24 protein-coding genes and 1 pseudogene are annotated in these 25,372 nt (G+C 59.6%); 12 read left to right on the top strand and 13 right to left on the bottom strand.

The features are described 5' to 3' along the window. Positions 1–266: 266 nt before the first annotated feature. On the top strand, positions 267–1,229 hold the full coding sequence (locus AC0L2C_RS00285; protein ID WP_473522436.1) for an NAD-dependent epimerase/dehydratase family protein: 963 nt from the start codon (positions 267–269) through the stop codon (positions 1,227–1,229). Positions 1,230–1,252: 23 nt separating this feature from the next. Then, positions 1,253–2,542: a glycosyltransferase family 4 protein gene (locus AC0L2C_RS00280; protein ID WP_473522435.1), complete on the top strand. Its 1,290-nt coding sequence runs from the start codon at positions 1,253–1,255 to the stop codon at positions 2,540–2,542. Between the two features lie 776 nt (positions 2,543–3,318). Here AC0L2C_RS00280 and AC0L2C_RS00275 read toward each other — a convergent pair. From AC0L2C_RS00275 to rfbF, 5 genes and pseudogenes are all read right to left on the bottom strand, one after another. Beyond that, complete coding sequence (locus AC0L2C_RS00275; RefSeq protein WP_287050117.1) at positions 3,319–4,374, bottom strand: acyltransferase family protein; 1,056 nt, start codon at positions 4,372–4,374, stop codon at positions 3,319–3,321. Between the two features lie 167 nt (positions 4,375–4,541). Further along, positions 4,542–4,787, bottom strand: a pseudogene (locus tag AC0L2C_RS00270) (IS630 family transposase); the annotation flags it as partial. 271 nt (positions 4,788–5,058) lie between these two features. Beyond that, a complete protein-coding gene (locus tag AC0L2C_RS00265) occupies positions 5,059–5,235 on the bottom strand; it encodes a hypothetical protein (protein ID WP_128245269.1) in 177 nt (58 codons plus the stop codon). 25 nt (positions 5,236–5,260) lie between these two features. Next, the gene (locus AC0L2C_RS00260) at positions 5,261–6,304 is read right to left on the bottom strand and encodes an NAD-dependent epimerase/dehydratase family protein (protein ID WP_128245270.1); all 1,044 of its coding nucleotides are present in this window, start codon (positions 6,302–6,304) and stop codon (positions 5,261–5,263) included. After that, entirely contained in the window at positions 6,240–7,079 is an 840-nt protein-coding gene (gene rfbF, locus AC0L2C_RS00255) for a glucose-1-phosphate cytidylyltransferase (RefSeq protein ID WP_473522434.1), read from the bottom strand. The genes AC0L2C_RS00260 and rfbF overlap by 65 nt, the downstream gene beginning before the upstream one ends. Before the next feature lie 89 nt (positions 7,080–7,168). Here rfbF and AC0L2C_RS00250 point away from each other — a divergent pair, with 89 nt between their 5' ends. The 5 genes from AC0L2C_RS00250 (at position 7,169) to AC0L2C_RS00230 (ending at position 12,288) form a co-directional block, all read left to right on the top strand. After that, a complete protein-coding gene (locus AC0L2C_RS00250; protein ID WP_128245272.1) occupies positions 7,169–7,993 on the top strand; it encodes a PIG-L deacetylase family protein in 825 nt (274 codons plus the stop codon). 227 nt (positions 7,994–8,220) lie between these two features. Further along, positions 8,221–8,511 (top strand): hypothetical protein, encoded by a 291-nt coding sequence (locus AC0L2C_RS00245; RefSeq protein ID WP_288141922.1) that lies wholly within the window; start codon positions 8,221–8,223, stop codon positions 8,509–8,511. A 12-nt stretch (positions 8,512–8,523) separates the two neighbouring features. Continuing rightward, positions 8,524–9,156 (top strand): FG-GAP repeat domain-containing protein, encoded by a 633-nt coding sequence (locus tag AC0L2C_RS00240; RefSeq protein WP_473522600.1) that lies wholly within the window; start codon positions 8,524–8,526, stop codon positions 9,154–9,156. 155 nt (positions 9,157–9,311) lie between these two features. Next, entirely contained in the window at positions 9,312–10,064 is a 753-nt protein-coding gene (locus AC0L2C_RS00235; protein ID WP_128245273.1) for an FkbM family methyltransferase, read from the top strand. Positions 10,065–10,203: 139 nt separating this feature from the next. After that, a complete protein-coding gene (locus tag AC0L2C_RS00230) occupies positions 10,204–12,288 on the top strand; it encodes an oxidoreductase (RefSeq protein ID WP_473522433.1) in 2,085 nt (694 codons plus the stop codon). A gap of 154 nt (positions 12,289–12,442) precedes the next feature. Here AC0L2C_RS00230 and AC0L2C_RS00225 read toward each other — a convergent pair whose 3' ends face one another. Then, on the bottom strand, positions 12,443–12,604 hold the full coding sequence (locus AC0L2C_RS00225; protein ID WP_353817074.1) for a glycosyltransferase: 162 nt from the start codon (positions 12,602–12,604) through the stop codon (positions 12,443–12,445). 1,127 nt (positions 12,605–13,731) lie between these two features. Then, positions 13,732–15,174: a DUF4214 domain-containing protein gene (locus AC0L2C_RS00220; RefSeq protein ID WP_473522432.1), complete on the bottom strand. Its 1,443-nt coding sequence runs from the start codon at positions 15,172–15,174 to the stop codon at positions 13,732–13,734. Positions 15,175–15,582: 408 nt separating this feature from the next. Here AC0L2C_RS00220 and AC0L2C_RS00215 point away from each other — a divergent pair, with 408 nt between their 5' ends. Further along, a complete protein-coding gene (locus AC0L2C_RS00215; protein ID WP_473522599.1) occupies positions 15,583–16,749 on the top strand; it encodes a glycosyltransferase family 4 protein in 1,167 nt (388 codons plus the stop codon). 92 nt (positions 16,750–16,841) lie between these two features. Next, positions 16,842–17,297, top strand: a complete 456-nt coding sequence (locus AC0L2C_RS00210; protein ID WP_473522431.1) for an NUDIX hydrolase — start codon at positions 16,842–16,844, stop codon at positions 17,295–17,297. 31 nt (positions 17,298–17,328) lie between these two features. Here AC0L2C_RS00210 and AC0L2C_RS00205 read toward each other — a convergent pair whose 3' ends face one another. After that, complete coding sequence (locus tag AC0L2C_RS00205) at positions 17,329–18,438, bottom strand: calcium:cation antiporter (RefSeq protein ID WP_473522430.1); 1,110 nt, start codon at positions 18,436–18,438, stop codon at positions 17,329–17,331. Between the two features lie 396 nt (positions 18,439–18,834). On the opposite strand from AC0L2C_RS00205, the gene AC0L2C_RS00200 reads away from it, so the two are divergent. Then, the gene (locus AC0L2C_RS00200; protein ID WP_128167821.1) at positions 18,835–19,491 is read left to right on the top strand and encodes a TerC family protein; all 657 of its coding nucleotides are present in this window, start codon (positions 18,835–18,837) and stop codon (positions 19,489–19,491) included. 110 nt (positions 19,492–19,601) lie between these two features. Here the strand turns inward: AC0L2C_RS00200 and AC0L2C_RS00195 are convergent, their stop codons facing one another. Beyond that, positions 19,602–20,732, bottom strand: a complete 1,131-nt coding sequence (locus AC0L2C_RS00195; RefSeq protein WP_128167820.1) for a site-2 protease family protein — start codon at positions 20,730–20,732, stop codon at positions 19,602–19,604. 448 nt (positions 20,733–21,180) lie between these two features. Continuing rightward, on the bottom strand, positions 21,181–21,618 hold the full coding sequence (locus AC0L2C_RS00190) for a CBS domain-containing protein (RefSeq protein WP_287341702.1): 438 nt from the start codon (positions 21,616–21,618) through the stop codon (positions 21,181–21,183). Between the two features lie 220 nt (positions 21,619–21,838). Here AC0L2C_RS00190 and AC0L2C_RS00185 point away from each other — a divergent pair, with 220 nt between their 5' ends. Beyond that, the gene (locus AC0L2C_RS00185; RefSeq protein WP_128245278.1) at positions 21,839–22,249 is read left to right on the top strand and encodes a DUF427 domain-containing protein; all 411 of its coding nucleotides are present in this window, start codon (positions 21,839–21,841) and stop codon (positions 22,247–22,249) included. A gap of 68 nt (positions 22,250–22,317) precedes the next feature. Here AC0L2C_RS00185 and AC0L2C_RS00180 read toward each other — a convergent pair whose 3' ends face one another. Next, positions 22,318–22,734 (bottom strand): HD domain-containing protein, encoded by a 417-nt coding sequence (locus AC0L2C_RS00180; RefSeq protein ID WP_027153568.1) that lies wholly within the window; start codon positions 22,732–22,734, stop codon positions 22,318–22,320. Between the two features lie 149 nt (positions 22,735–22,883). Beyond that, positions 22,884–23,138 (bottom strand): hypothetical protein, encoded by a 255-nt coding sequence (locus AC0L2C_RS00175; RefSeq protein WP_023799556.1) that lies wholly within the window; start codon positions 23,136–23,138, stop codon positions 22,884–22,886. 205 nt (positions 23,139–23,343) lie between these two features. On the opposite strand from AC0L2C_RS00175, the gene AC0L2C_RS00170 reads away from it, so the two are divergent. Next, positions 23,344–23,730 (top strand): hypothetical protein, encoded by a 387-nt coding sequence (locus tag AC0L2C_RS00170; RefSeq protein WP_473522429.1) that lies wholly within the window; start codon positions 23,344–23,346, stop codon positions 23,728–23,730. 67 nt (positions 23,731–23,797) lie between these two features. Here AC0L2C_RS00170 and AC0L2C_RS00165 read toward each other — a convergent pair whose 3' ends face one another. Further along, the gene (locus AC0L2C_RS00165) at positions 23,798–25,204 is read right to left on the bottom strand and encodes a PAS domain S-box protein (RefSeq protein ID WP_473522428.1); all 1,407 of its coding nucleotides are present in this window, start codon (positions 25,202–25,204) and stop codon (positions 23,798–23,800) included. Positions 25,205–25,372: the final 168 nt, after the last annotated feature.

Raw genomic sequence — 25,372 nt, 5'->3', positions numbered from 1 at the left:
GGAAGCAGTTCACAGCAATCAGCAAAATGTATGCGCTTAGCCAGCCCCAGAGCTGAAAATAGCATGGATTGCACCATTGGGAGAACAGCCGAAATGCTTACCCCAAGCCACGTTGTCAAATAAACCTGGCGCTGCCACATTTAACTTTCAAGCGACGTCCTAAAGGATCTAGGAGCCACCTTCGCTCGCGAGATCGAAGATGTCGCGTTTGGCGAAGGGACGCACACTGCGTCAGACGATTAAACTGTTCGGTTGAGGTGGGGAATATGATGCAATCGATCCTGGTAACTGGTGGAGCGGGCAATATCGGCAGCGCCCTCACTCGCGCGTTGGTCAAGCTACCTCAGACCCAGGTGGTCGTCGCTGACAACCTGTCGACCGGAAGTCGAGACAAGGTACAAATAGAAGCGGGCAATCTGACCGTAGTAAAGGCGGATGCGAACGATTTCGACGACATCTCGTCGTTGTTCTACCGCTTCCATTTCACCCACGTCTTCCACTTCGCAGCCGTGGTCGGTGTGCAGCGGACTTTGGCAAATCCGTTGCTCGTGCTGCGCGACATCACCGGTATCGAGAACGTGCTGAGGCTATGCAAGAACACCGGCGCCGAGCGTGTCTACTTCGCTTCGTCATCGGAGGTATATGGCGAGCCTTTCGAGATTCCTCAAAACGAGAGCACCACGCCGCTTAACTCTCGTCTGCCATATGCAGTGGTGAAGAATCTTGGAGAGGTCTATCTGCGCACTTTTCAGCGTGAGTTTGGACTGCCATTTACCATTTTTCGCTTCTTCAACACCTACGGACCACGTCAGAGCGAGGATTTCGTTCTGCCGCGATTTGTGCGTGCCGCCCAGCGCGGCGAGCCCCTGACGATTTACGGGGACGGTTCGCAGACCCGCACCTTCTGCTATGTCGACGACACGGTTGACGCTTGCATCGCGGTTCATCGAACGCGCGCGCACGAGAACGAAGTGATCAACGTGGGCAGCGACGTGGAAATGAGCATTCGACAGCTGGCCGAGTTTGTCATCGAAGTGCTGGGCTCGTCATCGAAGTTGGAATTCCGACCGCCCCTTGCGGAGGGCGACATGACGCGCCGCTGTCCTGACACGAACAAGATGAAGGCTATATTGAATCGTCCCCTGGTGCCGCTCGAAGAGGGCATTCGCCGCCTCGCCGACCACCTCTCCCGACCCGAAGACCGCCCTGCACTTAGAAGAGTCGCCTGAACGAGCTGACGGTAGGGAGTGACATGAAGCTCGTATACGTCGGTCAGCCGTACGATAGACTTTTTCCGCCTGTTCAAAACTCAATCGGTCTGATCGTCTACAATACGGCGCTGCGGCTCGGCGAAGGCCTGCAGATTACGCTCTATGGCAAGCATTATCGAGACGATACGGTGCCCGCGGACCTGCCGTTCGCGGTGCGGCGGGCTGCGGCGCGGCGCGACCGCGCGCTGCAGCGGATCATCCACCAGTTTCCGCGCCTGGCGCGCTGGCTGCGGCTGGATCGGAAGGCCGATGACCACTCGCAATATCGTAACAAGGTTCGTCGCTACCTCGCCGTCGATCAACCAGATATCGTCCATTTGATGAATTACTGGGCATGGTGCCGGGAACTGAAAGCAGCCAGCTCATCTCATCGGCTCGTGCTTGAGATGCAGTGTGAGTGGCTGTCACAGCGTGACCGCGATCAGGTGGCCCGTCAGCTCAAGGTGGTGGATGCTGTGGTCGCCGTCAGCGACCACATCGCAAGCACCTTTCGTTCTGCATTCCCGGACTATCCTGGCGTCGTTGCCACTGTCGGTAATGGCGTGGACGTTTCTTACTTTCGGCCGAGCGAGCAGCGGGCTTCCGCATCCACCAGAACCCGACATGTCATCCTGTTCGTTGGGCGGGTGTCGCCAGAGAAGGGGCTACACACACTGATCGAGGCCTTCAGTGAGGTTGCGACCAGGTTCGCGGACGTGGAACTTCGGATCGCAGGGCCGCATTCTCCGCTCCCGGCGGACTTCCTGACCAGCCTCTCGTCGGATCCGCGGGTTACCGCGTTGAGCCGTTTCTACGATCGCTGGGGCAATTGCAAATATCGGGAACACTTAGAAGAACTCATCGAGAGCCACGGGTTACGTGATCGAGTTCACTTCGTGGGCAACGTGCCCCACAAGGACCTCGTAGCGACGTACCATGAGGCCGACATTGTGGTGAATCCGTCACTCAGCGAGAGCTTCGGAATATCGGTCGTGGAGGGCATGGCCTGCGGGATACCGGTGGTTGGAACGCGCGTGGGCGGGATGTGTGAATCCATTCTAGCTGGCAGCACCGGGATGCTGGTCGAAGTCGATGCTCCTGGCGAACTCGCCCAGGCATTGATCACGATGCTGGAGGATACCGTCCGGGCAAGCGAAATGGGAAACGAGGGGCGCAAGCGTGCCGTCGAGCTGTATTCGTGGGAGGCGCGCGCAGAACGGCTCAAGTCCGTCTATCAGAAACTGCGCCCAGGCACGCGGGTCCATGTTTCCACAAAGATCGTGAGCCATTGAGCCTTAGCGGTGGGCGGCGATCGCCAAGTGCCTCGCAGCTTGTAGGCCGATGTGATGCTCATGCGGCGACCCTCAGTGTAGCGCTCAACCCAGTGAGCGTATCGGTCTACGGCCAACCCATGTCGGATTGAAATAGGCCCGTCGGGCCCCGCCGTTCTCTTCCGTAACGGGCGTCAGGGGCACCCAGCCCAAAGGGCGGAGAGAGGCCGAGTGAACCTGGCTGTAACGCTCCGCAATCTGTTCTCCAAATCGCAACGCATTGCTGGTGGCGAGGCGGGTGGCCTCAGGATCGTAACGAGAGGCGGCGACCCAGATTTTGCGCGGGGCGCCTACGAGCCGCCGGTCCAGCAGCTACTTGCATCGAACCTGAACGCAGGTGACGTTGTCTACGACATCGATTGCGGCGCGCCCGCGTGGGGGGCGGCAGAGCGCGCCTACGCATCTGAACAGGTGCGCAAAGCGCTGCCGCGATTGAGCAGAGCGCTCGGCCCAACAGGTCGACACCGTGTTCGCCGAAGCGGTCGGTCCTAAGTGCGCATCGCCCACAGGTGATCTATGAACTCGACGACGCCAGGCGCGAGGGGCTTCAGCTGAAGGTCCCGGGCGATCGCGTCGTTTATGGCATCGATGGACTATGGGTAACCATTCTGCCCGCCTCCTACGCCAATGGGAACCGGCACGTCGAGCATGTGATGGCGGTCCGGCGAGCGAAACCGCGTCTATCCGACGGGCGGAGCCGTCGCCTTCGACCGAGGTCCGGCCCAACGACAGCCGAACTATGCAGTGCGGAGGATCGGCAGCCGCATATGGATCGCGCGTTTCTCAACAAGATGCCAGCTGAGAAAGCCCGCGCAGACTGCTATAGGCAAGGTCAAGATCGTTAGCTGCGTAGGCGTGATTGCCGGAACATACATGATCAGTAGCTTCTGAATCGGCCATGCGTAGAGATACACGCCGTACGATATATCATTCCTTCGGTTAATCGAATTTAAGACGCTGTTCTCGTTTAGAAACGCCAAATACAGGACCAGATAACCTCCAAACACGCCCACTGCGAGGGGCGCTAGCCGTTCCGAGCACATCCCGCCTATGAGAAGGAAACAGCACAAAAGCGCTACCCGATTGCTCCTCCTCACATTCTCCTTGAGCAGCTGAAACAACGCCCCAATGGAAAATATCATCGTAAAACGTACGGCATCGTCCACGTTACCGATGGGCTCAAAGTTTCCAAGGTCGTAGCGAAAGTAGACACCCTGCGAAATGGAACTAACGAGGATTATGGCCAGTGACATTGACATGATCGAAAAGACAAGCGTAACGCGACCGAGACAGAATACGACAATTGCCACAAGCACATAACAGCGAAACTCGTATGCAATAGTCCATAGTGATCCATTAACATCTGGTGCATGGGACCCGGCAAACGCCGATCCTACCTGCGCCGGATTCAGCAAGAGCGCCATTTTGGAAAGCTTAGCCGCCCACTGGCTCGGAGATAGTTCATCAAAGTCACCACCTCCCAGCCAGAATACCAGACTAATGCTGATCAAGTATGCCACAACAAATCCAGGAACTATACGAAGTACACGTCTGGACATGAAGGCGTAGATGCTGCTTCGCATCGCGCTGTCGAGCACGAGGAATCCACTAATGAAGAAAAATCCGTAAACAGCTACCTGGCCGGAGGTCAATGTACCGAAGATGTTCTTCAGCACCTCGCGATTCGAGTTCCCATCTATAAGTTCCGGCGAGTGGGATATAATAACAAGCGACGCAAAGAATAGCCGGAAGAAGCTTAGAGCGTTGGGCCTTCGTAAGTCGAAATCACTCATTTGATAGCCTTCGAGAAGTGATCTCTTGCGTCGGGCATTGCGATCTCAGCAAGGAGACCAGTTTTTGGGCAGAGCGCGTCAAAGTGAGCTTAGAGGCCGCCGATGGGCATTGTAAGTTCGTCCTTTGAGAGCCGAATTCATCCTTTCGAAGGTACGTGCCTCACGACCTAGTGGATTGATTCCAACGTTTGGAACCTGCGGTTTCGGGCGGCGATGATGTCATCGGGGTTGGCTTTCCAGATGAATGGTCGCGGGTTCTCGGCATTGTATTCGCAGATGAAGCGGTTAATGGCGGCCTGAAGATCGACAACGGAATGGAAGACGCCGTGCTTGAGCCTGCGCCGGGTGGGTCTGGCGAAGAAGCCCTCGACGGCGTTGAGCCAAGAGCAGGATGTTGGGGTGAAATGGACGCGGCGGCGCAGCATCTTCGCTGCCATCTGACGCAGACGACTGCAAGACTTCTTTCCGTTCCGACAAAGGATCAATTCGCAACACATTGCTGGTGGCGAGGCGGTGGCGTCGGGATCGTAACGCGACGCGGCGACCGGATTTTGCGCGACGCATCCAGAAAACCGGCGTATGGCTGGTCGGAGTTCGAGACCCTGACGGCGCGCGGGTCGGGAAGAGCCGGTTTCGGGATAGCCGCACGCCCGGATCTCTGAGGGCGAAAGCCGAATTGCTGACCTACTCGACCACGACCACACTGAGCGGAAAGACAGGCTCGTCCTCGCCGTCGTCGACCTTGAGGGAAAGCCGATCGGCAAAGGGCGTCGTGCCGAGCTTCAGGAAAGTGTCGATGTGACTTCCGCCGCAGGAGCGGCAAACCTGCTCGGTTACAGAGGCTGCACCAGCAATCATCATGGCCATGGCTCCCGGCTGTGTTTGTTCAAACCGCTACCGCTAATTGCGGCGTGCGACGCAGATCGGTATCCAGTTCACCATCTTGGATCAGCTTCTGCACATGGGCGATGCGCTTGAACCGCTCGCCCTCGAAATCCCCAAGTGCAAGGCCTTCCGCTCGAAATGTGTGATAGAGCTGTTCGATACCGCGCCGCGCTGTCCATTGCGGCTTAAACCCGTGCAGGCGGCGACCAATATAGGTGCAGTCGACGCGATAGCACCGTCTGTCAGGCCCGGCGTCGGGCGCGAACTTCACCCGGCTATCGGGAACGATCGTTTGCACCAACTCCGCGATCTCTCGAATCTGATAGTTTTCCGTGGTCAAGCCGACATTGAATGCCTCGTTGTGGACCAGCTCTCGCTCGGCTTCGAGTACCGCGATATAGGCCAGCGCGATGTCCTCCACGTGGACGATCGGCCGCCATGGCGAGCCGTCGCTCTTGAGGTAGACCAGGCCGGTCGTGTAGGCCCAGGCGGTCAGGTTGTTGACCACGAGATCGAAGCGGATGCGAGGCGACAGGCCGTATGCAGTCGACGCACGCAGGAACGTCGGGCTGAACGATTGATCCGCCATCGGGGCGACCGCTCGCTCCACATTCGCCTTCGAGGCGCCGTAAGGCGTAACCGGGTTGAAGGGAGCATCTTCAGTTAGAAAGCTGTCGCCGGCCGCGCCGTAATTGCTGCAAGAGGAAGCATACAGGAACCGCTGGACGCCGGCGGCCTTGGCGAGTTGCGCGAGCCTGACCGAAGCGCCGCAGTTGATTTCCTCGGTAAGCAGGGGTCGGTAGTCCCCCAACGGATCGTTTGACAGTCCGGCGAGATGGATGATCGCGTCGAAGCCGGCGACGTCGTCGATTTCAATGTCGCGGATGTCTTTCTCGATCGTCGGCACTTCGGCCAACGTTCCTACGAAAGTGCATGACCGGAAGATGTCGCTGTCCAGGCCCGTGACGTCATGGCCGCGTTCAAGCAGCATCGGAGTCAGGACGGAACCGATGTAACCGAGGTGGCCTGTAACCAGAACTTTCATCAATAAATTCCCATGTTTTCCAGGGCGCTTGCCCGCTGTCCCACAATTTCTGAAGGAGATGCTTTTCGCGGATGGTGTCCATGCATTGCCAGAAGGATTCGTGGCGATATGCCATCAGTTGGCCGTCAGTCGCGAGCCGCTGCATTGGCGCGTGTTCGAACATGACATCGTCGCCGTCGATATAGTCCTTTATACCCGGCTCGAGCACGAAGAAGGCGCCATTGATCCAACCCTCCGAGGCCTGTGGCTTTTCCGTGAAGTTGACAACGCGATGACCATCGAATTCGATGTGCCCGTAGCGTGCTGGCGGACGCACCGCCGTCATCGTTGCAAGCTTGCCATGCGATTTGTGAAAGGCGATCAGTTTATCAAGGTTGACGTCCGAAACGCCATCTCCCCAAGTGAGCATGAATGTCTCGTCGCCCATCCAGTCGATCAGGCGTTTTATGCGGCCGCCCGTCAGCGTATTCAGTCCCGTCTCCACAAGATCGACGGACCAGTCAGGCAGCGAGTTCGAGTGGCGCTTGACGCTTCCCGATGCAGCATTGACAGTCAAGCTGCCATCAAATGCGACATAGTCGCTGAACCAGCGTTTGATGTATTCGCCTTTGTACCCCAACGCGACGGCGAACTCGCGGTGGCCGTAGGCATAGTAATGCATCATAATATGCCAAAGGATCGGCTTTGCTCCGATTTCGACCATTGGTTTCGGCCGGATCTCGGTTTCTTCCGCTAGCCGCGTTCCCAGTCCGCCAGCAAGAATTCCTACCTTCATTGTTTTCTCACCCCAATCGCCTACAGTGTTTTGCTACCATGCGCAGGTCGGGTTGAACCACACCGAAGAAGGGATGATCGGAAGCATCGATGCATGACGTCAGGCATACGATTGGCGCTATGCTCGATAGAGCGATGCGTAACCGGTCTCATCCTTTCGATGTAGCAGACTGGCAGGCGTCGGCGGTCATCATTGCACCCCATCCCGATGATGAAACGCTGGGATGTGGAGGGGTTGCCAGCAAGAAGTTTAGCTCGGGCGCCGATGTCCGGTTTATTTTTGTCACCGACGGTTCGGCATCCCATGCAAATCGGGTTGACAGGGAGGCGCTGCGGATCGCCCGCGAGGACGAAGCGATCGAGGCGGTTTGCCGGTTGGGAGGGTCGGCCGATCGGGTGAGATTCCTGCGTGTTCCCGACGGCACGGCAAAGCATCACATCGGCAAGATCGCAGAGGCGATCGCTGAGTTGCTTTTCGTTTGGCAACCGCAGAGCGTGTTCGTCACCCATGCAAAAGAGCCGCCCGCGGACCATGTTGCCACCAATCTTGGCGCCCGAGGCGCGCTGCAACTGTATGGCCGGCGCGTGACCGTGTTCGAATATCCCGTCTGGTACTGGTATCAGTGGCCCTGGGTTCGTCTGCACGATCGAGTGCTTGGATTCAATCGCACCGCATTGCGGCAGACGGTCCGGACCCTTGCCGGCTTGCGCGGCGTTAAGATGTTCAACTCCCACGCTTTTATCGGCGACGTGATAGATGCAAAACGTCACGCGCTGGCAGCTCACCGGTCCCAGATGGAGCGGCCAGCGGGACTCGACGACTGGCCTATCCTGGCGGATGTAGGTGGGGGCGATTTTCTGAATCGGCTGCTGAGCGAGCACGAGATATTCACGCGATACGAGCTTAATGCGTGAACATAGGCGGCCTGAAGCGTCTCGGGAGGAAGTCGGCGGGGCGGCCATGACCTCTTCGGGGTTCGAGCCAAAGCTGCGGTGCGGCTTCGATCCCTCTGCGACTTTACTTGCCGCCCGTTTTGGATGAACCGCCGTCCCATCCAAGACGGAGCCTCGGGTCCGTTCTGGTATCGCCGGCCGGCCGATCCCTGGCAAGGTGAATGGGAACAGGCCGGCTCGGTGAGGGAGTGGATGCGATCGCGGCAATCGATGTTGACGACGACGGACGCGGGGAAGTGATCGCCCAGCGCGGCGGGGGCGAGACACTGAACCTGGCGTGGCTTCAGGCGCAGCAGGCGTCAGCGCGGGGCTTTGAGGAACATGCGATCGGCGAGGTTCCCGCCGCCAGCCACGATCTCGGGGCAGGGCCATGCACCGTCGCAGATCGTCGAAGGCGGCCGGCCGAGCTTGCGGTCGCAAGCGGTCTCGGAGTGTTCTACTTTCCCATCCCCGGCGACACGGCGGCGGGGGGCCGCTAACCCGCATTTGCCCTGAGGCCTCTGACGAGGGGATCGCGTTCGCCTAGTATCGACGGCGACATCCTGCTTGACCTTGCGGCCACTACCGGCAACGCAAAGGAGATCGCATGGTGGGGCAATCCGGGGGATGGCTCTGACGACTGGCAGCGCCGCGACGTCGCCAATGTCCCCAACATGGTCTATCCGGACCGCGTGGCGGTCGCCGATCTGGACGGCGAGGGACGAACCGACATCGTCATGAGTGAAGAAAACGGGCAGGCCGACCACGCAAAGGCCTATTGGCGGCGCAATCCCGGCGACATCAAGCAAAACTGGGAGCAGCAGGAGATCACCTCGCGCGGCTCGCTCAACAGTCTTTCGGGGGCCGATATGAATGACGATGGCCGGCCGGACCTCGTCATGGGCGAGCACCGCGGCGCCCTGCGCCTTTCGCTCTGGCGCAATCTGGGAGGCGGGCGGTTCATCGAGCAATTGGTCGGCGAGGGCGTCGAGAGTCATCTCGGCGCCCGCACGGTCGACCTCGACGGCGACGGCGATCGTGAGATCGTTTCGAAGGGGGGGGATGCTCCCCAGGCCATCCATGTCTCGCGCAACGATGCCACCGTTCCATCGGACCGGGAGGCCGGGCAGGTACCCCCAAGATGAGATATGGCCCACAATCGGAGTAGCGATCAGTCGGAGGAGGTAGGAGCCGGCCAACCGGTTGTCGGGCTCGATCCCGGGCGCGCAATCTGTCACCTTCGCGGCGAGCGGCACGGGCTGGCCCCGTCCCCGAGGCGTCGAAGAATGGGAAAGAGCGCGTGACATTGACGGCAAGGTTCCTCAGCGTGTTCAGCGACGCGCGCGTCATAGCCAAGGGAGAGGCCGCCGGTCTCAAACTGGTGGCGAAGAGCGCCGACCCGAACTTTGTTCGCGGCACCTACGAGCCGCCCATCCAACAGGCGATCGCGGCAAACCTGGCGCCTGGGGACGCCTTTTTCGACATCGGCGCGAATATAGGTTTCTTCAGCCTCATCGCCGCGCGCCGCGTCGGGCCGCGCGGTCAAGTCTATGCGTTCGAACCTGTTCCCCGCAATGCCGCAGCTGTCGCAGAGAGTGCACGGCTTAGCGGGTTCGACACAATACGGGTGTTCGCCGAAGCTGCGGGCGCCACATCCGGCCGTGGCCAGCTTCTGCTCGCCCATCACATCGGCGGCGCCGCGCTTGCCTCGGCGGGAGCACCGCCGGACATGAGCGGCCGCCTGGAGGTCAGCATAGTCGCCATCGACGATGCCATCGCCCAGCGAGGCCTCAGGCCGCCCTCGCTGGTCAAGATCGACGTGGAAGGCGCCGAAATTGACGTCCTGGGCGGTATGACGGAAACACTGCGGCGACACCGTCCGAAGGTGATTTATGAGGTAGACGATGCAACGCGCGAGGGGCTCAACCGCAAGGCCCGACAGATCGCGGAACTCCTGACTGCTGCAGGCTACGCATTAAAACCGCTGCCAGCCTCCTATGGCAATGGGGAATGGCGGGTCGAACACGTCTTGGCGCGGCCGGTGGGCGCTTAAGAACTATCTTCGCGGGCGTCATGCGAGACAGCAAGCCTGATCAATGGGACAAGCGAGGCAGTGCGCGACTTCTGCCCAGGACTGCGAAACGTCATTGATGCCTTGAAGAATCTCGTACGACGACGTGAGGAGGGTCTTGTTGTTGCACCGTCATGACTGGGTAGAAACTGCTGAAGAGGCTGGGTCCGGCGTTGCCCGGCCGGAGGTTCTTGTCGCAGACGATTTTCAAGATAAACGCGCCCGCGGTGCGGTAATTGGCACCTTGGCAGTCAAGGGAGGTGTCAGGCGAGGACGTGACATCGAACGCCAGATCGCGATCGATCACGGCGCACTTCGTTTCCAGCCGCTCGTCAGGCCAGGTTGGAGCCGGCAAGGGATCTCCTATGGTCCCTTTCAGCGAGAGGCTGGTCTGGTGCTATTGGTCTCGATCACCAACGGCCACAACACATCGCAGGGATCGCCATTGCCTGATGACCTCGCCAGGCGGCTCTACCGTTGGTTGCGAGGACCCGGCATTGACCCATGGCCCGGCCGACTGGTTGCCCTGATACGTGCGCCACGAAAGAGGCTCACCCTTCGCCGTTTTTGGTGGTGGACGCTCAGCACCTCCAGAACCTACCGGGGATCGAACATCGACGAGAACCTGGCTGTCGGCTGGTTCCCCAGTGAGGCGCCGATTAATCCCGTGGAAGAGGGCTGCGGCTTTGTCGTGCATGCCGCAGAAGGCGAAAACGGCGAGCTGTGGGCTCGTGTAGGAAAGCAATGCCTGAGTGCGTTTCGGCGCCTAAAGAATGTTCATGTCTATTATGTCGTGGCGTTGCGAGAGCAGGGCGCTGTCTATTATGCGGCCGCCGACCAAAAAGCCCACGGTCTTGCCGCTTTTCCGATGATGCGTCCGATCGCGATCGATCCTTTCAACAAGGACGAAAAGCTGTTTGCGGGTGTTCATCAGTCGGCACTTGGCCAGATCGGTTTTCGGGTCGACACACGCGTCCAAGCGGTCCAAGTCGGGCGGATACCTCAATTTTCGACGCTGTTTGGCACCGCCCACGCCGCCGATGCACTCGTCGAAGGCTGGCCTGGGCAAATCGCTGCAATCGGGGGGCGGTGGCATTTTTCGCAGGACGCTGGCGATAACCTATCCGTCGTCGATCCTGGTCGCCCTTCAGGATTGATCCACGGGCTGCTGGCAATTGGCGCCGTCTCGGATGTGTGTGGTCTTGTTTGTCGGTTTCGGGACAACGACAATTTCTGGGTGCTGAAACTGTCGACGCTCGGATGGACCTTGGTGCGCAAGCAATCGGGCAAAGAGATTACGATCGGGACCGGTACGGAACACGCTTTGCGCAGCTGTTCTACCCATTCGGTCCAGATTCTTGACTGGAACGGTCAGGTGAGCTGCTTTCTTGACGGGGTTCGCCTTTTCGAAGCGTCTGTCAATGCCGATTCGGTCGAGAACGCTACCGGAGTAGGTATATGGAAAAGCTTCGATAGCGAGCCGCGCTGGCATAATTTCGAGGCTCATCCTTGCGAAGTTCCCATCCCATTTATGGCGCCTCTGGGGGCACCTTGGAACCAACTCGGAGCAACCCTGTCCTATGCCGACGGTTTTACCGGTACTGCCGGCGAACTAGATCGCCGCACGTCGGAGCTGGGCGACGGGCAATGGGCCAGAACACTGGGCACCGGTGTCATCGACGTTGATGGGCTGGGCAGCGCGCGTGTGCGCGCGAGCGTAGACAGACCGAACCCAGGTCGAACATTTTATTCGCTGCCATGGGACCTACCGGGATTCGCCGATCTCGAGGCCACAATCGAGCCTCCTGGGGAGCGCCGAGGACAAGATCAGCGCGGCCGGGCAGGACTGCTTTTCTGGCAAGACAGCGACAACTACGTTTGTGTCACGACTTGGCTCGACGACGTCTACCAGGGTGCATCGATTTCGGTGTTCATCAAGCGGCTCGGCTTTGAGGAACTTTATGACGCGGTTTGGACAAATGTGGCGGACAAGGTCGTTTGGGGAAAACCTTTTCGCATGCGCGTTGCGTTCGACGGAAATCGGTTTGCAATCTTGATCGACGACGAACTGGTGATGCAGCGAAGCCTCACCGATATCTATCCCGACGATGCCGCCCTTCAAATTTTGCGGGTCGGACTCGCCGTCAACTGGGAGTGGGGAGATGACACGGGCTCGGTGTTCACGTCGTTCAAGGCCCGGCGCTGAGCGAAAGAGCGGTTTCGCTTTCCAAGCCATGAACGGTTGAATGACGACGGCCTCATCGTACAGGTCCCGGGTCGACTGGGCTATTTTTCCCCCGAATAGAGATCGGCGACCCGCGCGGCTTCCTGGCGTCCCAGGTTTGCCGCCCGCCTGCATATCAAGAAAGGCAGATGATATGGGCTGCAAGCGCTTCCGAGTCATTGTTTTCAACCCCAACGCCATCGCCAGTCGCTTCCACGATTTCGGTCATGCCGCTGACGCGAGTGGCTACGAGAGGAGTACCATTCGACAGCGCCTCGACAGGCTCATTCCGAAGCACTCGCTGAGAGATGGATTATCAGAAGCGTTGCTTCGGCATATCGCGCGGCCATTCTTCGTAGGGCAGGGTGCCAACGAAGCTCAGAGTGGGATCATCGCGCAGCGCGGCATGGTAGGGACCGGGGTATGCGCTACCGTTGTGGTAGAAGCGAGCGAGATCGCAGACTTCGCGGTCCGCACTCAGGTCAATCAGGAACTCACGAGGAAGCGTTGCCGATGGGGCCGACGATCTCGCGGCGGGACTTCAGGACAGGCCGCGATAACGGTCTGCCAAGCTTCAATCAGCGTGTGAATGCCTTTTCGGGCGACACACGGCCAACGAATAATACTTTTCCTGGTATTCGCGCTACGGCGACGTCCTGGTTCGCGGGGGCGCTCCATTCGGCAGGACTGCGAAAATTGTGCCCATTTCAGCAAAGCACGTGCGCCGCCGTCACGACATGTTCTGAGCACCGACGGTGAGATCGCTGGCGCGAGGGCTCGGTTCATCGCATGGCGGTCAAGTTCTGCAAGCCAGTCACAATGCATGTGCAACACGATTGCTGCTTGCGGCGCCCCCTATCGAATGGCGGGCATGCGGAAAATTCTGGGTGTGGACCACGTCGGGCGATAGACGGCGTATTGTCCGAATGGCTTGGGCGAGAAAGTCGAATGCGTAGGGACTTTGTGCCACCAACGGCGACCGCGGCCAGGGGCGTGACCGTGTCAAAAGGCTAGCTCAGGATTACGACTTTCATCGAGCCCGCAGCCTATGGCGCTGGTCCATTTTTACGAGCGTCTCCAAATGCAGTTGGTCCAACGCGGCCGCGATGGCACCGGCGGATATCCAGATTGTGCAGTGATCACAACGCCTGTCGCCGCAAGGAGGCAGAAAGCCGAATCAAGGTGCATGGGATCGATTTCCTCCCGCTGGATAATGGCGTCAGGTAGACCCCTCGTTTACCGGAGCAGCCAGAATATTGGGGCACCACCATGGCGAGCGCCGCAATCCCGAACGCCTCGGGGCCAAGGTGCCGCGCCAGCACCACAATACACCGAGCATAGCGATCTGTCGGCCCCAGCTATCGACTGCGGCCCAAACAGCGCCAGTCACGACCTGTCGGCCGAAAAAAATCATTGGACCGCCAGCTAAGGCTCGTTGGCAAACAGAACCGTGTGTCTGGAGCGAAACTCATACGAATGGATCAATTCCGCCACGATCTGTTCTCCACTCGCCTTGTCGCTGTCCAGTTTCGACACGTAAGCAGAAAGTCCCTGGCCGTCTGGCTCCCGTCCCAGCAATGACCGATAGAGAAGGGCCACGTATTGCGCGTTTCCAAGCCCAACCGGCTGATTGTCAGTCCTGAATTCGACCGAAAGCAACATCTTCGTCAGTAATGGAACGATCGATGGATCCTTCTTCATCGCGATGACCTCGCGCCACTGCTCGGCCGGAGACGGCATGCGACGCAGGACCAGGCAGTAAGCATATGCAATCTGGTTGGCGTGGTTGAAGACAGACTTGTCGAACGCATCAAGCGAACAGGGGTGAAATGCCCCGATGCCGGGAACGCGGGGCACCGACATCTGGTCAGCAGGCGGCAAGCTCTCCGTCGTGGCCATTGACGAGCTCGAGCCTGCATTGCCGTTCGCAATGGTCTTCTTTACGGCATCGTATGCCGGCTTTCGCCCGCTCGGCGCCCATAGCCCTTCGCCGCGCTTCTTCAGGCGCACGAGGCCCATAAAGGCCTCGTAGCTTGGCGCCCAGTACGGCTCGTCGAGCAGTTCGTAGATATGGGCAGCTTCCAATCCATATCGAGATTGATATCGGCGCAATAGCGTCATCGTCTGGACCAGACCGTCCGCCTGCTGCTTTTCCCCTCGTTGGCTGCCCCCGGCGTAGTTGAATTCGGTTAGCCAGATTGGACGACCGAGAGTGGCCAAGAACTTGAATGCTTCCTCGGGATCGCCCTCGTAAAGATGCCAGACCGATATATCCCATCTGATGCCGTCCTGCAGCATGCGGGTGAACGCTGCGCGGTGACCCCAGCCGGCCGTTCCCATTGCTTTTCGTATGGTCGGATCCACTGCGATGGTTGCATCCGACAGGCCGCGCAGCACTGCGCTTGCCTTTGCCCAGCGCGGACTGAAATAGTCGGACGTCTCGGTGCCGCCGGCAGGGCCCCAGGAGCAGTTGTATTGGATTCCGTTGTCCTGCATCTCGCAGGGCATCAGGATGGCGTAGTTCTCCATCTCGTTGCCAAGCTCCCAAACGCGGATGTCGTCCTTGAAGCGGGATACCAGTGTCGACGCGAGATCGTAGGCTTGCGCATAGAGGTCATCGACGGATTGATTGTCGAGGTCCAGGTCGGGCGTGATTACCGGCAGGATTTCGACTCCGCGCTGCTTGCCCGACTTGACCAGTTCGGCAAGCTTGGTGGCGCTGTCGGCGCTGGAAATGTTGACGCGATACGACTTCATGCCGAGGTCGCTGACATAGTCGAGTTGCTGTTCGATCGATATCCCGGGATAGGCGTTGAAAGGGTGGCCGTTCACCCCCCAGAGCAGATCCGCTGCGCACGAAGCTGTCATGCCCAGCAGGCATGCCAGGGTTGTCCATAGGCGTCTGGCCGCGGCGACGGCCCGTCCAACGGAACCTGGTTGCGATGGATTAGTCGGCCGCTGCATCAGCTCGAACTTGCCTGGTTTGCGCCGGACATCATGCGGCATCACTCCACTCGCTGAACTCGCCTGACATCCATCCGAGACGACGATTGAGATCTGCCGCACTGCCCGACGCAGTCTATCAAAACCGCGCCACGCAGAACCTCACACGTTTGGCGTAAACGCCCATGATTGGCCTCGCCATTCGGATGAGAGCTGCCGGGATGCCTCTGAGGAAAACGACCGGGTACGTCCCAAAGGCCAGGATGACCCTGCTGTCCTGGTCGTCCAAAGTCGTGCAACCGAGGCATGGCGCTGGTGACCAAAAACCCTGTGATGACACGACATTGGACAATCAACGGCCGTTTTCTCGCGCAGCCGACCACCGGAGTTCAGCGCTACGCACGCGAGATCGTTTCGGCGCTGGACGCCTTGATCGTGGGCCAGGCTGCCTTGACACGGGATCTCACGGTCGAGTTGCTGGTCCCGCCGGGGGCGCTTGACAAACTGCCCCTGGCAGCGATCCGTGTCCGCACTGTCGGCAGCGTCGGCGGGCATTTATGGGAACAGGCTGTGCTTCCGGCCTATCTTCGCGGCGGGCTGCTTAGCCTCTGCAATACGGGCCCTGTGACGGTTCGTCGGCAGGTGCTGTGTATTCACGACGTCAATACACGGGCATGCCCGCAGAGCTATTCATTTCCATTCCGGCTTCTTTACCGCACCTTGGTTCCTGCCCTGGGCCGGGCCGCGCATAAGATTACGACGGTGTCGAAATACTCTGCGGGTGAACTGGCGCGCTATGGCGTGTGCCCGGCGGCAAAGGTCGAAATTGCAGGCAATGGGCATGAACATGCGTTGCGATGGGCTCCTTGCCACTCGGAACAAACACTGGCAGTCGCCGGCCCTCGTACGATCGTTGTGCTTGGCAGTTCCATCCCGCACAAAAATGTCGGCTTGATCATCGGCATGCACGAGCGACTTGCCGCGGCGGGCCTGCAGATTGTTGTTGTGGGCGCGTCAACGTCCCGTGTTTTCGCCAGCATCGGCGACAAAAAATCGCCGAACGTCATTTGGCTGGGAAGAAGGTCGGACGCGGAACTCGGCGCGCTTCTGCGCGATTGCCTATGCCTCGCGTTCCCCTCCTTGGTCGAGGGTTTCGGGCTGCCGCCCCTCGAGGCCATGACACTGGGATGTCCGGTGGTCATGTCGGACCGTGCCAGCCTGCCCGAAATCGGCGGCGAAGCGGTTTTGTACGCATCACCTTGCGACGAGAATGCATGGTTCGATTGTTTCATGCGCCTGGTCCACGAAGAAGACCTGAGAACCAACTTGATCGCACGCGGCCGCGCCAGGGCGGCGCGATTTCAGTGGGCCGCGTCGGCTCAGCGCTATGTGGAGCTGATGGCCAGCGTGGATGGATTTCCAGAAGTGCCGCCACCACCGCTGAGGGAAGTCGAATGCAATCCGAATGAGCGACTTGCGGCGGCCGCTAGTATCAATTGAGGTATCTCGAGTCTAACGGCATCTGCCATTCAGGCGCATCATTCCCGTTCAGCCTGCCTGCGATGACAGGCTGGATCCGGAGGTATGAGGCGATGGCGAAAAGAAGTGCGGGCATCCTGCCTTACCGCAGATCGACCAACGAACTGCAGGTGCTGCTTGTCCATCCGGGCGGGCCGTTCTGGCAAAGCCGCGATCTCGGCGCATGGTCGATTGCAAAGGGCGAGTATGGTGATGACGAACAGCCGGAAGCCGCGGCGCGTCGCGAATTTGAGGAGGAAACCGGCTGGGAGCTCTCGGGAGCACTGCTTCCGCTAGGGGAACTGCGCCAGCCCGGCGGCAAGCTTGTTACGGCCTTCGGCGTCGAAGACGATTTCGACGCCGGCACCTTGCGCAGCAACATGTTCGAGATGGAATGGCCGCCGCGCAGCGGCCGCATGCAGACTTTTCCTGAGATCGATCGCGCAGGGTGGTTCGGCCTCGAAATGGCCCGGGAAAAGTTGCTTGTCGGCCAGCGGCCTTTTCTCGACCGGCTTGTGGTGTCTGTCTAAGGGTCGACCCAATGGCCCGACTGACATCTACCTACGGCACGAAGATAAGGAACAGATACGCGACAAACACGACGAGATGAACGAGCCCCGTCAGCATCGTTGTTCGGCCCGTCCCAAAGCTCACGATGCTGATGGCAAGGGCGAGGATGAGAAGCACGGTATCCCCCGGACCCAGACCAAGAGTCAGGCTTCGTCCGGTGAGCAGGCTCGCCGCACCGATCGCCGGGATTGTCAGGCCGATTGTGGCGCAGGCCGAGCCGAGGGCGACATTCAGCCCTCGCTGAAGTTCATTATTGAGTGCTGCCCGAACCGCCGATACCGCCTCCGGCATAAGCACAAGCGCAGCGACGAAGAAGCCCACGATGGCGTCCGCCTGGGTAATATGAAGAAACTCGAGCCCATTCTCGATGTTGCCGGCCACCTGTTCGGTCAGAAGAACGATCCCTGCCAGTCCGACAAATAAGAGGAGCACATTGGTGGTCACTCTCCCACCCTCAGATACATGCTTGTCATGTTCCGCGCTGGAGGTCAGGTCTTCGATAAAATCGCCCCGATGGCGCACCATCTGGGCAAAGACGAAGGCACCATAGAGGAGGATTGAAAGAACGCTCACGAAAGCGAGCTGCGAGGCGGAGAACGTACCGGGGCTTGTTGCAAGCGTGTAGTTTGGAAGGATCAGCGTAAGAATTGTCAGCGCCATAATGACGGCAAGCGAGGCGTTGGTGCCCTGACGTTTGATGTCCTGATATCGATGCTTCAGCCCACCCAGGGTGAGGCAGACCCCGACGACGCCAGCGCAAACGATCATGACCGTCGAAAACACAGATTCGCGTGCCAGCGTCGGGTTGTTCTCGCCGTGCAGCATCATCGAAACGATGACCGACGCTTCGATGGCCGTCACCGAAAATGTCAACAGCAGCGTGCCATATGGTTCACCGAGCCGCAGTGCGACGGCTTCTGCATGATGCAAAACCACAAACACTGTCGCGAAGATGAAGATAGCGACGACGATCAACGCCAGGATTTTGATCGAGAGCGGCGAATGCTCGATCGACGCGGCGCCGAAATGAATGAGTGCGGCCAGGCCCAAGGAGCCGATTGGGAACAGATATTTGCCGATCGATCGTCGATGAGCAGCCAAGACGGAATTCCTTCATCGCCATCGACGGTCGCAGATCGGGTGTTGGAGAAATTTACCGAAGCGCACTGTATCAGTCTACTTGCGGCTGCCGGCCCGTTCAATGGCCGCGTGGCCGATCGACCTGGCTTAACCAGCTTGCCGAACTCGATGCCGCATATGCTGATCACAATTAAGCCTTGAGTTTTTGCGCTTGGGGCAATAGCTAGGTGCTGCCAGGCCGGGCCCCTCTGGCAGTCCATCAGGACTGCGATGTCGGACTGGAATTCCAATCCGGGTGGCCTGGCTTTGAGTTTTCTTCAGCTGTAGCGGCATTTCTCTTGTCACACGCGGTGTCCGCGTTGCTCTACGGTTATACTCGCAAGCCGCGTCACCCCTAGCTGAACGCAAGGGTGCCGTATGACAGATTTTTTCAGTCCCGAAGCAATGACCGCTCTCATGCAGGTCATCATGATCGACCTGGTGCTGGCCGGCGACAATGCCATCGTTATCGGCCTTGCCGCGGCCGGACTACCCAAAGAGCAGCGCAGAAACGCAATCGTCGTTGGCATAATCGCAGCGGCCGTTCTGCGCATCGGCTTTGCGGCCGCGACAACCCAGCTCCTGCAGATCGTCGGGCTGCTGTTCGCCGGCGGTCTTTTGCTGTTGTGGGTCTGCTGGAAGATGTGGCGCGAACTCCGGCAAAACCATGCGCAGGAAGCACAGGCGATCGAAGCGCTTTCGGAAAGCGACGTCGACTACGATGGTGTCGTAGCTGGCAAGGCTCCGCGCAAGACCCTGGCCCAGGCAACCTGGCAGATCATCATCGCCGACGTCTCCATGTCACTCGACAATGTTCTGGCGGTAGCCGGTGCTGCGCGCGAACATCCGAACGTGCTGATCTTCGGCCTTGTCCTCTCCGTCGCGCTGATGGGCATCGCTGCAAACCTCATTGCCAATCTGCTTCAGAAGCACCGCTGGATCGCCTATGTCGGGCTGGTGGTCATCCTCTACGTAGCTGGCGACATGATCTATCGCGGTGCGCTTGAACTTCTGCCTCACGTTCCGGGCGCTTGAGACACAGAAAAAGGGCCGGGACGACCTTCGTTCCGGCCGATTTCTGCTTATCGCTCCGCTACGATTTAGAGCGCACTCACCCGATCCGGCGGTGAAAAGAATCCTCGTGCTCAGATCCGTGTGAATCGCGGCTTGGCCCCACGCAAACGACCAAATCGGAAGGCATCCGACACGGCTGAGCGGATCATGAGCATCTCGCCTATGGTTTCGTGTGTCATGAGCCCGACCAGCCGGTCGGAACTGTCCACGACGGCTACAGCAGGCACGTCTGCCTGCTGCATCAGCCGCAGGCTTTCCTCGAGACTTTTGCGGTAATGTATTTTCGGGATATCGTGCCGCATTGCGCTCGCGACCGGTGCGGCGGGTCCCTTTTCCTTCAATGTCCGGATCATGTCGTTGCGTGTCACCAATCCTTCAAGATGGCCAGCGGAGTCGACGACAGGGAATTCGTGCTGCGTCGTCGCGAGCAGCATCTCGATTGCCTGGTCGAGCGTCGCCGACCGTTCCAGCCGGGCGAACTCGGTGATCATCACATCCGCGACAAGGACGCTTGTGGCTACCTCCCGGATCTGTGCGTTTTGCGCTTCCGCTGCCGCGGCGAGATAGACGAAGATGCCGATGAAGATCAGTAGCGGATTGTAGAACAGCCCAACAAAACCGAAGACGAAGGCCAATCCTTGCCCGATCATGGCTGCGATCTGGGTTGCGCGCGACCACGACAGGCGGGCGGCGAGTGCGGCGCGCAGGATACGGCCGCCATCCATCGGGAAGGCTGGGATCATATTGAAGATGACCAGGAAGACATTGACCCCGGCAAGCCTGGCGAGAAAACTCATACGCGGATCCTCGATCCCGGCCATCTGTTCGACGCCCGCCGACCCGCCGAGCAGGACGAAGATCAGCGCGGCGATCGCGACATTGACCAGCGGCCCCGCGACCGCGATCACGAACTCCTGCCCCGGCTCTTCGGGCATGCGTTCGAGCCTGGCGACGCCGCCGATCGGGAAAAGCGTAATGTCCGGCGTGTTGATGCCGAAATACCGCGCAGCGGCGATGTGGCCGAACTCATGCAGGACCACGCAGGCAAAAACCGCAATGATGAAGGCAACGCCTTGCCAGGCCGCTGGCGTGCCGCCGATCTGATAGTGCGTCAGCCAGATCCAGACGAGCAGAAGCAGGAAGGTAAAGTGAACGCGCACGGTGGTGCCGGCGATCGTCCCGAGGTTCAGCGACCAACCCAAATCCGTCCACTCCGAGAGGCCCGACGTTCGCAAGAGGCCCCACCTTGGCAACAGTCCCCACCTTCGCAACAGGGTTTGGCAGGACGCTTGCAATCGTTCGAGAACATCAGGTGCTCAAAGCTCATCGTCTGCGACTAAGGGCTGCCCGGCCGCGAGATGCCCGCCTCGGTGTTGCGCGGTCCCGTCGCAAGAACAGCTTATCACGACACGACATCCGGGTGAACGTCTCGGCGCGTGATCTGACGCGTCCGCGCCTGCACGATGATTTCGCCCTGCCGCGCTTTTTTCGGCGCTGAAGGACACGGTGCTTCGGATCGTTGTCATGGATGCTCCTGAACCTTTGCCGAAAAACATCGCAAATGCAGAAGGCTCCGGCGGGGCGCCGGCGTTAGCCGACGCACCGCGAAACAAGTGATGTTGACCTTGCGCCGACATGTCGCGGCGTTAGTCAGTGAGCAGTCTGCGAATGCTCGCCGCCCGGCTTCGAGATGTCGCTTAAAGCTTCTCCCGCCTCTGCCGCTTCGCCATTCGTCGCGAGATCGCCAAGCGAGATGATGCCGACGAGCCTCTTGTCGCGGTTCAGAACCGGGAGCCGACGTACCTGCAGGTCGCCCATGTTTTCAAGCACATGCTCGACGTCTTCGTCATCGAAGCAATATTTGACCTCCGGGCTCATGACATCACGCACCTTCGTGTCAGGTCCCTTGCCCAATGCTACGCCGCGGATCGCGATATCTCGATCGGTGATCATCCCGACCAGCCGGTCGTGGTCGCCCACGGGCATCACTCCGGCGTCAAGCCTGCCCATCATCTCAGCCACTTCGCGGATCGACTGTTCGGCGTTAGCGACCTGTACATTCCTCGTCATGCAGTTGCCGACCTTCATGGCAATCTCCCTTGACTTGCGAAGCCCTGCCGCCGGTTCCGGTGTCAATCTAGGAAACGAACTCTTCGGCGGTAACGTTCCCTTGAATCTGAATGCCCCGCGGGAGGTTTTTCATCTGTCGCCGGCCCCCCGATGTCGCGGCTCCAATGAGCCTCACGCGGTTGGAACCCTGACGGGCGATACGACGTTCCAGGAGATCGGCAGCCAACGGAGAAGTCGAATGCAGCCCTTAGCCGTAAATTCCACCAGCCGTCCCGGCGCGCTGACGATTACCCCATTCAATGGAACCGTGACGGTCAGGTTCTCCGACGCGATCATTGCCTCGACAGAGCGGGCAAAAGTGCTCCATGAAGAGGGGCAAGGTCCGGTCTTCTATATCCCGTTCGAGGATATCTATTTCGACCTTCTGGAGAAGACCAACACCACAACCCACTCCCAGCTGAAGGGCACGGCCAGTTACTGGCGGGTCCACGCGGTCGGCGGAGCGGCCGACGACTTCATGTGGGCCTACGAGACGCCCGACACGCCGGCATTGGCCATCGCCCGCCATGGCGCCTTCGATCCCAGCAAGGCGCGGATCGATGCCGATCCTGCCGAGGACAAGCGACATACGCCTCACATCCCCGAATAGAGCCTCGCATGAAGGTCGCACATCGGCCGATCACGCCACCGGCGACAATCCTTTAGTCATTCCTTTAGTCATTCGGAGAATTCTTCGTCGAGGATCCGCAGTCCGTCTTCATATTTCGATGTCGACGCGCCAATCTGCTGTGCCTGCCATAAATTGTCGGTAAGATCGGCGCGCTTGACCGGCAGCGCCAATGGGTTGGCTGCTGCTCTGCGCACGAAAGCGAGGTCGTCCTCGTCCGGCCTGCGTGTCATCGCATCGACGGCCGATACGATGGACGTTCCGAAACCTGCCGCCTCGAGCCGCTCGCGATCCCAATCGTCGCTTTTCTCAACAACGTCGTGGAGGTAGGCAACGGCCTTCTGGTCGAGCGTTTCGACGGCATCAACGACCCGGCGGCAATGCTCGATATAGGGCCGTCCGGTCTTGTCCGTCTGCCCCGCATGAGCTTGTTCGGCGATTTTTGCCGCGCGGTAAAGGAAGCTCACTGCCTCGATCCTTGCTGGCCTGTGTGATGCTGCAACCGGCCTTGTTCCGGTCCACAACATGCCTCACCGAACGCGCGACGATTGCCTGAAGTTCCACAGAATGGGCAAGGCTCCGGCGCCGAAACATCTCCAGCGCCGCAAGGGCAGCCTCACAGCTTGCTGCCGCCCTGGTCGCGGGACGCTCCATCGACAATGCCGGAACTGGGCAGAATTCCAAAATCCTGCGACTTGGCACCTTGTGCCGCTGTCAAAAATCCGTCCGCGTGGAGACCGCGCCGCAGCAACTCCCTCACGGCCGCAGACCGGCTTGGCATGCGCCTTTCGAAGCGCCAGTTTTCCAGAGCAGCCAATTCCTCCGACGTTAGCATGATCTGCAGTCGTTCGGGTCTTTCCAGTTCGGCCATTTCTGCCCTCCAGTCGCTCAAAATTAGTATTTGCCTAAGAATTAGGAAACGCCTCAGCGGTCGTCAAGACCGGTTGATTAGCCATTGGTGTGAACGGCTGACAGCTACGGCAAGGCGTCGATTATGCAGTCTTCGTCATATGCTAAATCATTGATTGTGCGGGTAATTTTACTAATTCAGCTTGCTATTCGGACCGATAGGGCACATGCTGATCACGAGGGACAAACCGCTCCTGAAAAGGGGGTTTTCCATGCGCTTCGGTTACTCGGCTCATTTGTATCAAGACGTCAACCTCCAGGTTTGGGCAGCCGCCCGGGATAAGGGGATACTCAATGTCACTGCGGTGGCCGAGGCTGTGCGGCTGCGAAACCTCGCAGAAAACGTTGCGCTTGAAGACGTCGAATGCCTGGTGTTGCAAGCCGCCCAGTTCTACGGGGCGGCCATGGAATTCGACAGCCTGACCGTGTTTGAACCAGGTAACGTCGATCGGCACTCGCTTGGCTGCGATGCCCTGCCTGGAAGAGGCGACGTCGATGTTCTGGAGGACAGGGCTGTTTCGCCTTATTTTCGCCCGCCGGACCAAACGCAATAGGTCTGGCCGAACACAGTCGGTCGCGGGGAAGGGCTCAGCTTCACGTCACGAGCGCGGCGAAATTCCTTCAATCGGCCGCGATTTCGGCCAGTGATGTCTGGACGAAATGCAGCGGCGCCTCGAGCGTCCAGGTGATGCCTCGGGCGTGGAACTCCAGCCGCCCGCTGCCGCTGAGAGCCTGCGGCGCCACTCGCTCTAGCACGACCAGTCCGAAACCGCGCCCCCTGACAGCGTCCAGGATTGGCCCGTCCAACTCACGCCAGACCAGTCGAAAGGTCTCAGCGCCGTCGCCCGCAGGGACCACGTGCCAATCGATCTCGACGCGTCCGCCGTTGCACGACAGCGCTCCATGTTTTGCCGAATTGGTGGCGAGCTCGTGAAAGGCTATGCCGAGATACTGGACGGCGTTCGGCTGCAGTACCACCATTGGCCCGGCCATCAACACGCGGGACTGCGCTGCGAAGGCCTTGAGCTGTGCCTGGATGAGCTCGCCGACCGTCGCGCCGCGCCATTCGGCATTGACCAGGAGATCATGGGATTCCGAAAGCGACATGATGCGCTCTCGAACTTGCCCGAGGAAAGCCTCAGGTGTGCTCGTCAGCTTGCTTGTCTCGCGGATCATCGAGAGGATGACCGAATACTGGTTCTTCACCCGATGGTTGACCTCGCGCATGAGCAGTCGGATGCGCCGTTCGTTCTCCTTGTGGGAACTGATGTCGCGCGCGATCTTGGAGGCGCCGACGACCCGCCCGATCCCGTCGCGGATCGGTGAGACGGTGAGCGAGACCGAAACGAGCGTGCCGTCCTTGCGCAGGCGCATCGTCTCATAGGAGGGGACGCGTTCGCCGGCGCGGATGCGGCTGATGATCGAGACTTCCTCGTCGAGACGGTCAGGCGGAATGAGCATCGTCACCGGCCGGCCGATCGCCTCGGCAGGCGTGTAGCCGAACAGGCGTTCTGCAGCATCGTTCCAGCTGGTGATGATGCCATTCATGTCCTTCGAGACGATGGCGTCCATCGACGACTCGACAATGGCGGCAAGACGCATGCGGGCTTCATCGCCCAGCGTCTGCGTGCGCAGGTCGAGCAGCGTGTTGATGGCACCGACAACATTGCCCGCTTCGTCGCGAAGCAGGCGTGGGTGAGCCCTGAATGGGACCAGTTCGCCATCCGGCCGCTCCGCAATCGCCTGGTCCCAGGAGACATCCCGCCCTTCGCGCAGCGCCACGGCCATCGGACACTCGCCATGCGCCATATCCCGACCGTCCAGATGACGAAGCTTCCACGAGCCGCACCATAGGTCCCGACCGATAACAGGACGATGGCCCCAGAGCTCAGCTGCGGCTTCGTTGAAGAAGGTGATGTGTCCCTGCCCGTCGACGGTGTAGATGGCGACCGGCAGTGCCTGCATCAGATCGGCAGTGGGAATGCCCGGAACTCCGAGGCCGACATCGGCTTGTTCAACGAAGTTCACTTATGGCGCCATTCTCGTGGATTTCTGAGCGGCTATAATGCCCTTGAGCGGTTTCGGTTCCGTCCGGACAATCACGTGCGGCCCCCTTTGCCCGCAGTCGCGGCGACATTCCTGGGCAAGGCATCAGGCCGACACAGGATCATCGCCAAATTGTCCGCCTAATCGTGT

Source organism: Mesorhizobium sp. WSM4845, assembly GCF_055811455.1.
The sequence above is the reverse complement of the archived record's forward strand: the minus strand, read 5'-3'. Positions and strand labels throughout refer to the sequence as shown.